Source organism: Saccharothrix sp. S26, from assembly GCF_021390395.1.
In the GTDB taxonomy this organism is placed as follows: Bacteria; Actinomycetota; Actinomycetes; order Mycobacteriales; family Pseudonocardiaceae; genus Actinosynnema.
In genome coordinates this window covers 125,215-138,670 of the sequence record NZ_JAJUWT010000008.1, presented here as the reverse complement: position 1 = coordinate 138,670, position 13,456 = coordinate 125,215, and the positions used below count along the sequence as shown (strand labels likewise).

Annotated in this window: 10 protein-coding genes; 2 read left to right on the top strand and 8 right to left on the bottom strand. The window is 72.0% G+C overall.

Translation table 11 applies throughout. The features are described 5' to 3' along the window. Positions 1–77: 77 nt before the first annotated feature. From LZG04_RS14800 to LZG04_RS14790, 3 genes are read right to left on the bottom strand one after another with little or no spacing between them, the layout of a single operon-like run. On the bottom strand, positions 78–1,091 hold the full coding sequence (locus LZG04_RS14800) for a TerC/Alx family metal homeostasis membrane protein (RefSeq protein ID WP_233817199.1): 1,014 nt from the start codon (positions 1,089–1,091) through the stop codon (positions 78–80). A 3-nt stretch (positions 1,092–1,094) separates the two neighbouring features. Beyond that, positions 1,095–1,244, bottom strand: a complete 150-nt coding sequence (locus tag LZG04_RS14795; RefSeq protein WP_233817197.1) for a hypothetical protein — start codon at positions 1,242–1,244, stop codon at positions 1,095–1,097. Between the two features lie 58 nt (positions 1,245–1,302). Further along, positions 1,303–1,809 carry a DoxX family protein gene (locus tag LZG04_RS14790; protein WP_233817195.1) on the bottom strand — a complete coding sequence of 169 codons (507 nt, stop codon included), beginning with the start codon at positions 1,807–1,809 and terminating at the stop codon, positions 1,303–1,305. A gap of 92 nt (positions 1,810–1,901) precedes the next feature. On the opposite strand from LZG04_RS14790, the gene LZG04_RS14785 reads away from it, so the two are divergent. Further along, positions 1,902–2,453 (top strand): TetR/AcrR family transcriptional regulator, encoded by a 552-nt coding sequence (locus tag LZG04_RS14785; RefSeq protein ID WP_233817193.1) that lies wholly within the window; start codon positions 1,902–1,904, stop codon positions 2,451–2,453. A gap of 115 nt (positions 2,454–2,568) precedes the next feature. On the opposite strand, the gene LZG04_RS14780 is transcribed toward LZG04_RS14785, so the two are convergent. After that, positions 2,569–3,012, bottom strand: coding sequence for a MarR family winged helix-turn-helix transcriptional regulator (locus tag LZG04_RS14780; RefSeq protein ID WP_233817571.1), 444 nt, complete (start codon positions 3,010–3,012; stop codon positions 2,569–2,571). Positions 3,013–3,051: 39 nt separating this feature from the next. Beyond that, positions 3,052–5,061, bottom strand: a complete 2,010-nt coding sequence (locus tag LZG04_RS14775; protein ID WP_308199098.1) for a TetM/TetW/TetO/TetS family tetracycline resistance ribosomal protection protein — start codon at positions 5,059–5,061, stop codon at positions 3,052–3,054. 521 nt (positions 5,062–5,582) lie between these two features. Between LZG04_RS14775 and LZG04_RS14770 the strand changes: the two genes are divergently transcribed. Continuing rightward, the gene (locus LZG04_RS14770; protein WP_233817189.1) at positions 5,583–6,122 is read left to right on the top strand and encodes a hypothetical protein; all 540 of its coding nucleotides are present in this window, start codon (positions 5,583–5,585) and stop codon (positions 6,120–6,122) included. A 48-nt stretch (positions 6,123–6,170) separates the two neighbouring features. On the opposite strand, the gene LZG04_RS14765 is transcribed toward LZG04_RS14770, so the two are convergent. From LZG04_RS14765 to LZG04_RS14755, 3 genes are read right to left on the bottom strand one after another with little or no spacing between them, the layout of a single operon-like run. Next, positions 6,171–9,455, bottom strand: a complete 3,285-nt coding sequence (locus tag LZG04_RS14765; RefSeq protein WP_233817188.1) for a discoidin domain-containing protein — start codon at positions 9,453–9,455, stop codon at positions 6,171–6,173. Further along, on the bottom strand, positions 9,434–10,858 hold the full coding sequence (locus LZG04_RS14760; RefSeq protein ID WP_233817186.1) for a glycoside hydrolase family 43 protein: 1,425 nt from the start codon (positions 10,856–10,858) through the stop codon (positions 9,434–9,436). The genes LZG04_RS14765 and LZG04_RS14760 overlap by 22 nt, the downstream gene beginning before the upstream one ends. A gap of 29 nt (positions 10,859–10,887) precedes the next feature. After that, entirely contained in the window at positions 10,888–13,386 is a 2,499-nt protein-coding gene (locus tag LZG04_RS14755; RefSeq protein ID WP_233817184.1) for a beta-L-arabinofuranosidase domain-containing protein, read from the bottom strand. Positions 13,387–13,456: the final 70 nt, after the last annotated feature.

Genomic DNA, 13,456 nt, shown 5'->3' with positions numbered 1-13,456 from the left:
AAGTGTGGACCGAGGAGCTGAAAGAAAACTTGAAAAAATCTTGTACCGCAGCTCCGGCGCACGAGCGGGCGGTCCGGTCACGTCCGGCGGCGCTCGTCGGCCTCGGCCCGGCGGCGCGCCCGCAAGGACCCCGGGCGGGCCTTGACCGACGGGTCGCGCCGCGTCTTCACCAGGCTGGCCACCGTCACGACCGCCAGCACCACCACGATCACGCCGAGGCTCAGCAGCGTCGGCACCTGCGGCACGCGCGGGTCCACGTCCTCGTGCGCCCAGTGCAGGACGAGCTTCACCCCGATGAACGCCAGGATCAGCGACAGGCCCGTCGACAGGTACACCAGCCGGTCCAGCAGGCCCTTGACCAGGAAGAACAACGCCCGCAGCCCGAGCAGGGCGAACGCGTTGGCGGCGAACACGACGTACGGCTCGGACGTGATGCCGAAGACCGCCGGGATCGAGTCGAGCGCGAACAGCACGTCGATGCTGCCGATCGCGAGCAGCACCACGAACAGGGGCGTGGCCACCCGCCGCCCGTCCGCGCGGGTGAACAGCCTGCCGCCGTCGTAGTCGTCGGCGACGGGCAGCACCCGCCGCGCGGTCTTCACCACGACGTTGTCCTCGATGTCCGGGTCCTCGTCGCGGTGCCGGAACAGCTGCACGGCCGTGTAGAGCAGTAGCAGGCCGAACAGCAGGAACACGAACGAGAACAACGCCAGCAGCGTCGCGCCGACCGCGATGAACACCGCGCGCAACGCCAGCGCCAGCGCGATGCCGAACGTCAGCACCTCGTGCTGGTGCGCCTCCGGCACCGCGAACGTCGACATGATGATCACGAACACGAACAGGTTGTCGACCGACAGGCTCTTCTCCACCAGGTAGCCGACGAAGTACTCGGTGCCCGCCTGGCCGCCGTGGGAGAGGGTGAACCACACGCCGAACAGCACGGCGACGAGCACGTAGCCCACCGACCAGGCGGTGGCCTCGCCGATCTTCACCCGGTGCGGGCGCACGACGGCCAGCGCCAGGTCCACCGCGAGCAGCAGCAGGACAAGGCCGATGGTGAGCGCCCAGGTCAGCGCCCCGATGTCCGGCACGGGTCAGCGGCCGGAGGTCGGCGGCGTCGGCCGGGGCATCGGCTCGGGCGGCACCGGGTCGGGGTGGCCGGGCGGCTGCGGCCGGCGCGGGACGGGATCCGGCGCCAACGGGTCCGGCGGGTCGGGTTCGTGGTCACCGAGCTGCGAGTTCACGCGTCCCTCCTGGTGACGTCACGGCGGCGTGGCGCTCGCGTCCACCCGCTGTCGTTCGTCAGGTCCGAGGGGTACCCGGGCGCGCGGACGGCGTAACCGGGCGGGACGCGGGGTCGCGGCGGGCGCGGGCGTAGTGGACGACGATGGTCACGGTGGCCGCGAGGAACACGATCTGCATCAACGTGCGCGGCAGCAGGGCGTCGCCGAAGGAGGGCGAGATGCCCTTGTCGGCGGCGTGGACGTTCGCCGGGAACATGCCGATCAACATCAGGGTGAGCCCGGCCGCCGCCCACGGCGCGGTCCGGTGCCACAGCACGCCCACCGCGCCCGCCAGCTCCAGCACGCCGGTCACCGTGACCACGAGGGCCGGCTCGGGGATCGCGGGCGGCACCATCGCGATCAGCTCCTCGCGCAGGCCGACGAAGTGCGCCAGGCCGGTCGCGACGAACATCGCGGCGACACCGCACCGCACGGCGAACGGCCAGGCCGGGACGCGGGTGACACCGGCCGCGCGCAGACCGGACACCGCCAGGACGACGAGGACGAGGATGACGAGCGGCGCCACGGGAACTCCTTCGACAACACGAACTTGACAGTGAAAAGATTGCGCTCGACCGGCCAACTTGTCAATGTCTAGATCGTGGGTACGCTGCCGGGGTGAGCACCCAGCGCCCGTACCACCACGGGGACCTGCGCCGCGCCGTGCTGGACGCGGCCGTCGAGGCGATCACCGAGCACGGCCCCGCCGGCGTCGGCCTGCGCGACCTGGCGCGGCGGGTCGGCGTCTCGCACGCCGGACCGGTGCACCACTTCAAGGACAAGGCGGGCCTGCTCACCGCGCTCGCCGCCGAGGGCTTCGCGCTCCTGGCCGACGCGCTGGACGCGACCGTGGCGGCGGGCGGGGACATCGTCGAGCTCGGCGCGGCCTACGTGCGCTTCGCGGTCGACCACCGGGCGCACTTCGAGGTCATGTTCCGGCCCGACCTCTACCACCGCGACGACCCGGCGCTGGTGCGGGAGCGCGATCGGGCCGGCGCGGCGCTGGCGGACGGTGTCGCGGACCGACCGGACCCGGAGCTCGCGTCGGTCGCGGCGTGGTCGCTCGTGCACGGCTTCGCCACGCTGTGGAACACCGGCGCGCTGCCGCGGGACGACCGCGACCCGGAGGCGGTGGTGCGAGCCTTCGCGGGCAGGCTGTTCCCGACCTGACCGCCACTACTCCCCCGCGTTCACCGGCGGGTCGACCGGGTCCGGCGCGAAGCCGTCCACCGGGAAGCCCGCCGGCACGCCGTCGATCGACACGCACGGCGCGGCGGGTTCACGGTCAGCGGTCCTCCAACAGGTCGCCGAGGTCGCGCAGCGTGCCGGTGGCGGCCCGCAGCTCGGTGAGCGAGATGCGGGCCGCCACGTCGTTCGCCCACGCCGCCTGGCGGTGTTCGACCTCGCGCAGCGCCGACCGGCCGTGGGGGGTGAGCGCGAGCAGCCTGGCCCGGCGGTCGCGCACGTTGTCCTGGAACACCGCCATGCCGTCGCGGACCAGGCCGGCCGCGGTCTGCCGGACCGCCTGCCTGGTCAGGCCCATGCTCCGGGCCACTTGGGCGATCGTGCACGGCCCGTGGTCGATCACGCCGAGCACCTGCCAGCGCGCGCTGGTCAGCCCGGAGGGCTCGGCCAGCCCGTCGCCCGCGGCCAGCAGCAGGCCGTTCACCCGGAACACCTCGACGAGGAGCGCGGAGAACTCCCGGCCCCGATCGGACAGCTCGGTCACATCGGACAATCTGGCAGATTGACAGGTACCTGTCAAAGCTCACCGGCCGGCCAGGTTCCGGTTGGACAGGAACCGCAGGTACTCGTCCGGGTCGAGCGGGTTGCCGTCGGTCCTGGCCCGCGTGGGCGCGGGACCGCGGACCCGGCGGGCGGGGCCGGGCTCGTGACAGACGCTCCCCTCGCCGCGGGTCAGGCCCGGCAGGGCGACGGCCAGGTCGTGCAGGCACCGCGCCGGGATGGTCCCCGGCACGAGCCACCCCGGGCCGGACTCCACCGCCGGGCCCAGGTCGGCCTCCAGCGAGAGCAGCAGGCCGGTCACGGCGCTGAGCGCGTCGTCCGGCACCTCCACCTCGATGCGGTAGCCCGGTTCGTGCACGGCGCTGCCCGCCTGCCGCAACGCCCGCAACAGCACCACGGGCGTGAGGTGCCGGAAATCGGCGGCGACCGTGTTCGGCGCTTCGTAGCCGACGCGCGTGATCGTTACCGCGCAGTCGGTCACCTCCCACCCGTGCAGGCCCTGCCGCAGCGTCGTGGTCACCGCCTCCTCGATCGCGCGGTGGTAGGCCTTCGGCAGCAGGCCGAGGTGCGCCTGCCTGGTGAAGGTGGTTCCGCTGCCCGGGGGCAGCGGCTCGACCCGCACGCCCACGGTCTGCCAGAAGTCGTTGGGGCCGCGCGGGGAGAACTCGTGCACGGCCTCGCCCCGGCCCCGCGGCCGTTCGAAGTACACCGGCCGGGCCTGTTCGAACACCGCCTCGATCCCGAACTCGCGCGCCAACCGCTCGGCGATCACCTCCCGCTGCACGGCCCCGTACAGCAGCACGGACGTCGCGCCGCCCGCGGCCGTCCGGGTCCGGATCAGCGGGTCCTCGTCGGCCAACCGGGTGAGCGCGGCGTGCAGCTCGACCTCCCGGCCGGACCGCTCGGGCCGGACCACCGACTCCAGGATCGGCGGCGAGAAGTGCGCGGTCGGCCCGTCGTCGTCCGCACCCACCCGGTCGCCCACCCGCACCTGCGGCAGCCCGCGCAGCTTGCCGATGTCCCCCGCGGTCAGCGGTCCGCAGCGGCCGCCGACGACCTCCAGCCCGGCGATGCGCCCCCGGTGCTCCTCGACCCCGCCCGACGGGTCCCGCCGCCGGAACGCCACCTGCTGCCGAGCGTGCAGCGTGCCGGAGAACAGCCGCAGGTAGGCGACCTTCTCCCCCTTGCCGGTGCGCTCGACGGCGAACACCGTGCCGCGCACGTCGTCCGACGACGCCGGGCGCGGCGCGAGGAACCGCCGCACGCCGTCGACCAGCTCGGCCGTGCCGACGCCCGACAGCGCCGACCCGAAGTACACCGGGTGCACCAGGCCGCGGCACGCCTGCTCGCGCAACGGCCCGGCCAGGTCGGCGGGCAGGTCGCCGTCGATCACCCGACCGAGCACGGAGAGGTCGTGGTCGGCCACCAGCTCGGCCACCTCGGCGGCGAACGACCGGTCGGCGAACGAACGGGCGACGACACCCGCGTCACGGGTGCCGAGCCGGTCGACCCGCACCATCGGCACGACGGCCGGCGTGAGCCGGCGGCGGATCTCGGCGAGCAGGTCGTCGTACCGCGCGCCCATCCGGTCGACCTTGTTGACGAAGACCAGCGTGGGCAGCCGCAGTCGCCGCAACGACCTCATCAGCACCTTGGTCTGCGCCTGCACGCCCTCGACGGCCGAGATCACCAGCACGGCGCCGTCGAGCACGGACAGGGCGCGTTCCACCTCGGCGATGAAGTCCGGGTGCCCCGGCGTGTCCACCAGGTTCACCTGGAGGTCGCCCAGCACGGGGTCGGGCAGGGCGAACCACGCCACGGCGGAGCGGATCGTGATGCCGCGGCGGCGTTCCAGCTCGCCGCTGTCGGTCTGCGTGTCACCGGCGTCGACGCTGCCGAGCCGCGGTATCCGGCCGCGGTCGAACAGCAGCCGCTCGGTGAGGCTGGTCTTACCGGCGTCGACGTGCGCGAGCACGCCCAGGTTCAGGGTTCGGGTGGAAATGACGGTCCTCGAGGGTGTGGGAAGTGGCACCGGGACGGAGAACACCGTCGAGTCGCCGCATCTCAGTCCTCCTCAAGGTCCGAACACCGTCGCCGGACACCGTAGGGCCGACGCGGTGATCGCGCCGGCCGATTTCCGGCCGCGCGGACAGGTCGGCGCACCGAAGCGCGGACGTGCTGCCCGTGCCGCGGTGCGCCGACCGGTTCCCGCTCCCCCGACGGGCGTGGAACCGTTCCCCCTCGATCCCCCCGGCCCCTCTTCCCCTCGGCCCCTCCCTGACCTGCACCAATACTGGTCCCGGGGAGACCGCCGGACAAGGTCGCACCCCGGCCGCTCCGCACCGGCGTTCGTTGCCGGTTCCCGGCAAGGAAGCGCCGCGGACGACCAGAGCCCGCCATACCACGGCACGCTTGGTGAGAAAATGTCCCACTTGGCCGCTGTGCGGTGACTAGCCGGCACCTAGGCTGCTGTCCGACGACCCCTGCAGCACCCCTGCGCCGACCTGCGGACCCGGGTCGCGGAGGGGTGCCCGTCGAAAGGACGACTCCCCCATGCGCACCGCTCGATTCCGCGCCGCCTTCGTGGCCGTCGCCACGGCGCTGCTCGCCATCACCGGCGCGATGACGGCCTCGGCCGCCCCGGCCGTCGAGGACACCGTCTTCGCCCCCGCCGCCGACACCCCGGTCACCGCCCTGGTCACCAAGCTGACCCACTCGCAGGCCGCCTCCCGCTTCCGCACCGCGGGCATCACGTGGTCCTCCAGCGGCGGGTGCAGCGACCGCTACAACTCCACCTGCACGTCGTTCGAGCAGATCAACCTGACCACGGTGCAGGGGGCGGAGACCCTCAAGCGGGCCACCGGCTGCGCGCTCAACATCACCGGCGGCACCGAGACCGGCCACGCCAGCGGCACCTACAGCCACTGGAACGGCTACAAGCTCGACTTCAGCCTCTCCACCTGCCTCGGCAACTACATCCGCGGCACCTTCGCCTACATCGGCGGCAACAAGTGGCAGTCCGGCTCCGGGAACGTCTACTACCTGGAGAGCAACCACTGGGACGTCACTTACTACAACTGCGGCGGCTGCTGACACCGTCGCACCGAGGGGGACCGGCCCCGCGGCCGGTCCCCCGCCGCGTCACCCGAACGCCTTCACCTCCAGCAACCCGACCGACCCGGCGCCGCTGCGGAGCACCACCCGCAACCGCGTGGTGCTCACCGGGGCGAACGCCACCTCCTGATAGGCGTCCGCCGCGACCGGGTAGCCGCTCGCACCCGGCACGTCGACGTACCCGGAGCCGTTCCAGTGCTGGAGCCGCCACGACGCCGGCACGCGCACTCCCCCGCCGTCGTCGAAGAAGTACACCCGCGCCGACCGCACCGACTGCGCCGAGGCCCACGTCAGCTCGGCCCACTGCTCGCCGGTCTCCGGCCAGGTGCCCCACCGGGGGTTGGCGGTGTCGTTGGACGACGGCGGGTCGACGCCGTCGTTGATCGCGGCCACCGACTCCCACGGCGAGGTGTAGGACGCCGACGGCGTGGCGGTCGCGGCCAGGTTCACCGGCGGCCGCGGATCGCCGCCACCGCCCCGGTTGTACGCCTTCACCTCGGTCAACGCCGTCTTGAACCCGGACGCGTGCGTCACCTGCACCCGGATCCGCTGGGTCGTCACCGGCGTGAACCGCACCCGGTTGTAGTTCGCCCTCGGCGTCGACGGCGTCTTCGCCTGCCCCGCCGCGCCCACCCAGGCCGAGCCGTTCCAGTACTGGACCGCGTACGACGACGGCGCGCGGTAGCGGTTGCCCGCCCGGTCGTCGCGGAAGTACAGCCGCACCTCGTCGACCGCCCGCTGCTGCCGGAAGTCGACCTCGTACCAGTCCGCGGCGTTCGGCGAGCCCGCCGTGCCCCACAGCGGCTCGTTGATCGGGAACCCGTCGACCGCCGCGCCGGTGGACGTGCCGGACGCCGTGTACGACGCCGTGACGGCCGCGCCCTGCGCCAGGTTCGGCGCGGTCGAGGTGAGGTCCACGCCCGCCTTGGCGAACATGTCGACCATCCGCGCGCTGCCGTGCGCGACGTTCTGCGGCGCCTGCAACCCGCCGATCACCGCGCGGTAGTTCACCGCGCCCGCACCGGACGGGAACGTGACCTCACCGGTGGCCGGGTCGTACAGCACGCGGGTGAGCCGGTCGACCGTGAACGCACGCGTGCCGTTGAGGTAGACCGAGTACCCCTGCGGCACCCCGTTGTAGCGGGTGACGCCGTCGGCCGGGTCGTCCCACACCACGCTCAGGTCCATGTTGCGGTAACGCAGGTTGTTCACCGCGAAGTGCGACCACCCGATGGGGATGGGCGACAGCTCGACGCGGCTGTCGGTGCGCGGGCGCAACCCGGCCACGTCCTCGATCACGGTCCAGTTGCTGCTGCCCAGGATGTTGTGGTGGATCCACGAGCGGTAGTCGATGGTCCTGGTGCCCGCGTTCCAGTTCGCCCAGAACTCGTTGGCGTCGGGCCACTGCGTGTTGCCGCCGATGTACTGCGCCCAGGCGTTCCAGTAGAGCAGCTTCTTGTAGTCCTCCGCGGTCATCCACTGGTTCGGGTAGTTGCGCAGCACCGACGAGTACAGCCGGAACTGCACGGTGGAGTTGATGGTGGAGAAGTTGTTCGACCCGGGGTGGCCCGCCTGCGCGGCCTCGGCCTTGTCGCGCTGGTTGGCCGTGTAGAACGGGAACACCGGGTACTCGGCCGGGTCGGCGAACAGCCGCAGCGCCTGCTTGTACTGGTCGGTGTTCGGCATCAGGCCGACCGAGAACGGGTAGTAGTTGTTGATCTCCTTCCACGGCACGTGCGTGTTCGTGGCCACGTGCTTGTGCTCCAGCAACTGGCGCGACGGGTTCCACAGGGTGTTCACCACGCCGTTGCGGATGCGGTCGGCAAGCGTTTGCATCTCGGTCGCCTTGGCCGTGTCGCCGATCAGCGAGTACGCCTGCTGCGCGGCCACCGCGCCGCTCCACACGTACGCCGTCTCGGCCCGGTCGAGGTTGCCCGCCCGCCAGTCGAACGACACCGCGTCGGCGTCGTTGCCCGTCATCGCGCCCCAGTCGTACTCGATGACGCCGTTGTTGTTGGTGTCGTAGGTGGCCAACTGGCCCTTGACGTCACCCTCGGCGTACTTGGCGAGGTTCCCGGCGATGGCGGGCTGGCCGCCGTGGACCTGGTAGCTGCGCCAGGCCGCCTCGGAGATGTACTGGGTGTAGGAGTTCGACCAGTTCTCCGGGTCACCCGGGTTGTCCATGAACCGGCCGCCCTTGGACGACTGGCCCACCGACAGCCACGGCCCGTACGAGTACACCGGGTCGCGCAGGTACTTCAGGTCGTCGATGTGCATCGGCTGGGTCAGCGCGATCGCGTTGTTGTAGCCGGTGACGCCCTCGATCGAGACCGGGAACTGGAAGTCCTGGCCGGGGATGTCCACGTCGAGGTGGTTGAAGCGCATCAGCCACCAGCGGTAGTAGACGTTCTTCTTGATCGCCGGATCGGGCACGTCGATGTAGGGGATGTTGTCCGCCCACCACCGGTTGTAGTCGCGCACGTGGGTGGCGAACGCGACCGGCGGCGAGTGGCCGCGGTAGGCGTCGTACTCGGTCAGCGACTCGGGGATCTCGTCGGTGACGAAGCCCATCACGACCTTGGTGGTGACCGACTGGCCCGCGCCCAGCGTGACCGACCGGGTCAGCGCGCCGCTCGCGGCGGTGAACCCGTCACCCGACAGCCTCGGCCGGATGGTGGTGAGGTTGTTCTTCACCTGCCGGGAGCCGGTCAGCTCCGCGCCGCTGACCGTCGTCGCGTACGGCGAGGTGACGCGCAGCGGCACGGTGGCCGACGCCGAGCCGGTGTTGGTGACGGTGAGGTTGGTGACGGCGACGTTGTTGTGCGTGATGAACTTCGCCACCTCGACCCGCACGCCGGTCCCGGTGTAGACGCCCTTCCAGTGGCTCGGCGCCTGCCACCGGCTCGACACCTGCTCGGTCAACGTCCCCGAGCCGACCGTGACGGCGTAGGCGTTCTGGCTGCTGATGTTGTCCCAGTAGGCGACGTTGCCGCCGAAGCCGATCACGGCCGGGTTGTGGGTGTACATGAACAGGCCCCGGCCGCGGGTCATCAGCCACGGGCCGGCCGGGTCGTCGCCGGGTCGGGCGAGCAGCCGGTCCACCCAGAAGTCGGTGCCGACGCTCTCGGCGTCGTAGATCGCGCGCAGGGTGCTGCCCGTGCTGTAGCCGACCGGCGGCGCGGGGACCGGGGGACCGGTGAACGCGGGGTAGCCGATCGTCTGCGCGGCCGAGGCGGCGGGCACGGGCACGAGCAGCGCGCCGAGCACCACCGCGGCCGCCAGCCGCCGGGTCACGCCTGGAAGGCCTGCCATTCCAACACCCCCGTCGAGAAGTCGGGCTTCGAGGTGATCGACAACCGCAGCCGCGTGGTCGTCACGGCGGTGAACGTCGTCGTGTTGAACGCGTTCCCGGCGACGCCGCACGCCGACTGGCCGGGCACGTCGACGTACGCGCTGCCGTTCCAGTACTGCACCGCGCACGAAGCCGGCAGGTCGATGCCCTGGTCGTCGTCGAACCAGTAGGTGGCCACGCGGTTGACCGACTTGGCGGTCGGCCACTGGTACTCGACCCACTGCGTGCCGCGCTCGGGCCAGTTGCCGTAGGCGAGGTTCGAGCGGTCCGCGGAGCTCGCGGGCGTGCCGCCGTTGTTGAGCGCGGCCAGCGACTCCCACGCCGAGACGTACGAAGTGGACGCGGTCGCCGACGGCGCGAGGTTCGTGCCGCCGCCGCCGGCGGGGTTGGGCGGCGGGCCGGTCGTGGTCTGGGTGACCTTGCGCATCGTGCCGTCGGCGTTGAAGTGCAGCAGGTCCACCGCGACGGAACGGCGGAAGTTGCCGCCGCCGGGCGCGTTGGCGTTGTGGTAGACGATGTAGTACTGGCCGTTGAACTGCACCACGCCCGCGTGGTTGGTGGTCGAGGAGACCCGGTCGAGCACGACGCCGCGGTGCGTCCACGGTCCCAGCGGGTTGGTGGCGGTGGCGTAGCGCTGGCAGGCGTAGTTGGAGTCGGTGACGCAGCCGTTGGTGTCGTTGGCCGCGTACATCAGGTAGTACAGGCCGTTGCGCTTGAACATCCAGGGTGCTTCCCAGAAGTTCGCCAAGCCCTGCGGGGTGGTCACCGGGCCGTCCAGCTCGACCATGTTCGGCTTCAGCTTCGCCGCGCGTGCGCCCCAGTAGCCGCCCCAGTACAGGTAGGACTGGCCGTCGTCGTCGGTGAACACCGTCGGGTCGATGTTCAGCCCGGACGAGTTGGGCGTGCCGTCGCTGACCAGCGGGCCGCCCTTGGCGTCGCGGAACGGCCCCAGCGGGGTGTCGCCGACCGCGACGCCGATGTCCATCCAGCCCGGACCGGTGCCGTTGACCGAGGTGTACCAGTAGTACTTGCCGTTCTTCGGCTCGACCTCGCTCGCCCACGCGTCCGCGCCCGCCCACGGGAACGTGCCGACGTTCGCCCGCGCGCCGTGGTCGGTCCAGGTGGCGGCGTCCGTCGAGGACAACACCCGCCACTCGCGCATGACGAAGTTGTCGGTGCCCGCGGGTGCTTCGTCGCGGCCCGCGTAGATGTACAGGGTGTTGCCGACGACCAGTGGCGCGGGGTCGGCGGTGTAGTAGCTCGTGACGATCGGGTTGGCCGCGAACGCGGCCGGGGTGACGGTGGCGGAGGCGACGAGCGCGAGTACCGCGCCCAGCCTCACCGCCCGGTGTCGGGTGCGCATGGGTGGGTCCTAACCGTGGGGGACTTGGGCTAACGGCCGGTCGCGTGCAGGTCGGCCACCTCGGCGGCGGTGAGGGCGCGGCCGTGGACGCGGAAGCCGTCCACCGCCCCGTCCAGGTAGGGGTCGCCCGCGTACTGCGAGCGGCCGATCCAGTTCTGCGTGGTGCTGCCGAGCGCGGCCGGCCGCAGGGTCAGCGCCGGGTTGCGGGCCGCTTCGACGCCGTTGACGTAGAGCACGCCGAGGTTGCCGCTCTGCGTCACGGCGACGTGCGTCCACACCCCGGTGGGCAGCGGCGCCGGCGCGTCGAGGCGTTGCTCGGCGCCCGACCCGCCGGTGGTGATGGCGAACCGCGGGCCGCCCGCCGAGCTGCGAGGGGTGAGGAACAGGTACGCGTTCGGGCCCGAGCCGAAGTCGAACACGCGCGCCCACGTGGCCACCGCGCCCAGCCACACCCAGGTGGCCACGCTGAACGCCGTCGCGCCCGCCAGCAGCCCCACCGGCAGCAGCACGTGCTCACCGGAACCGCCGAGGTCGACGGCCGAGCCGGTGCGGCCCGTGGTCCACCGCGCGCCGCCGGCGAGGGTGGCGGTCCGGCCGTTGCCCGTGGCGTCCGCCGCGACCGAGCCCGCCGCCTCGTCGAACGGGTAGTGCGCGATGAACGGCGGCGGCGCGGGCGTGTCGGTGACGTTCCAGTAGACCGTGTAGCGCTGCCCGTGCATCTGGTAGAACGGCAGCAACGTCACCTGGCCCGTGCTCGCCGTCGCCGTGTACCGCAACGGCGTGGACGTGGCCTTCAAGGTCGCGGGCTGCAACGTCGGCATCGAGGTCAGGTTCGTCGTGCCGTACCCGCCCGCCAGCACGATCGGGCCGTGCCGGACCGCCTGCACGGCCGGGTTGTCCGGCGCGGCTTCGCGGGTCAGCGCCATCGGCAGGCTCAGGTCGACCACGTCGCCGCTGCTCCACGTCCGGTCCAGGCGCGCGTAGGTGCCCGGCACGGCGGGCACGTCCTGCACCACGCCGTTGAGCTTGAGCTGGGCACCGGCGGCCCACGCCGGGATGCGCACGCGCAGGTCGATCGGGCCGGACCCGGTGACGGTGAGCCGGGTGGCGGGTGACTCGGGGAACCCGGTGTCCTGCCGCACGCTGATCTCCCGGCCCGGCCAGGTGAGCACCGAGGCGATGAACAGGTTGACGTACAGGGTGTGGCCGGAGTGGAAGTAGACGCTGTCGCCGTGCTTGGTGTTGGTCTCCATCCCGGTGCCGTGGCAGCAGGTGAAGTCCTGGTAGTCGTTGCTGTAGGTGCGCAGGCCGCCGGGCCGCAGCGGCACGTAGTAGCTGTGGTGGCCGTGCGCGGACGACGGGTCCTGCCCGCCGAGCAGGTGGTTGTAGAGGGCCTTCTCGTGGAAGTCGAAGTAGTGCGCCCGCGGGTCGGTGCGGAACAGCTGGCGGGTCAGCTTGAGCATGTTGTAGGTGTTGCAGCACTCGCACGTGTGGTCCGACAGCTCGGACGCGATCCGGCCCGGTGCCTTGAAGTACTCGCCGTTGGAGTTGCCGCCGATGGCGTAGGTGTGCGAGCCGACCACGATGGTCCAGAAGTTCGCGGCGATGTCGCGGTACCGGGTCAGGCCGGTGGCGTGGTACTCGCGGATCGCGCCGAGCGCCTTCGGGATCTGGGTGTTGGCGTGGTAGCCGTCGAGCGCGTCGGTGTTGGCGGCCAGCGGGTCGAAGACCTCGGCGTGGTCGAAGTGCTGGGCGGCGGTGAGGTGCGCCGGGTCGCCGGTGAGCTGGTACAGGTTGGCCAGCACCTCGTTCATGCCGCCGAACTCGGTCTTGAGCATGTTCTGGCGCTGGGCCAGGGTCAGCCTGCCGTTGCGCCAGCCGACCCACGCCGCCATGCGGGTCAGCACGGTGAGCGCCTGGGCGTTGCCCGCCAGCAGGTGCTGGTCCAGCAGCCCGGCCATGATCTTGTGCAGCGTGTAGTAGGGCGCCCAGACCGGCCGGCGGGCCTCCACCCGGTCGATGAAGCTCTCCGGGAACGCGGACAGGTAGCCGGTGTTGAACCCGGCGGCCGCGGCCCGGTCCTGGCAGGCGGCGAGCTGGGTCACCAGGTAGTCGCCCTTCGCGCGGAACGCGGTGTCGCCGGTGCTCGCGTAGCTCTGGGCGAGCGCGGTGAGCACGTGGCCGGTGGAGTGGCCGCGCAGCTCGGTCGTCGGCGACTCCCACCCGCCGCACGGGACGGCCGACGACGGCAGGCCGACGTTGAGGCGGAACGTGTGCAGCAGCCGGTCCGGGTCGAGGAACTTCAGGTAGGCGTGCGTGCGCGAGGTGTTGGTCTGGAACGGCCCGGCCAGCAGCGTCACCGCGCCGAGCGGGAACGCGTGGGCCGAGACGCCCGCGTCGGGTCTCGCGGCGGTGGCCGCCGGGTCGGCGGTGGCGACGCCGGCGGGCAGCGCGGGCAGCGCGGTGACCGTGGCGGCGATCGCGCCCGCGCGCAGCACCGCGCGCCGGTTGGGGGTGGGCAGGGACATGCGCGTCACCTTCCGTGGCAGGGGTGCCGGTCCCACCGCCGACGGCGCGGTCGGCGGTGGGACCGGCGGT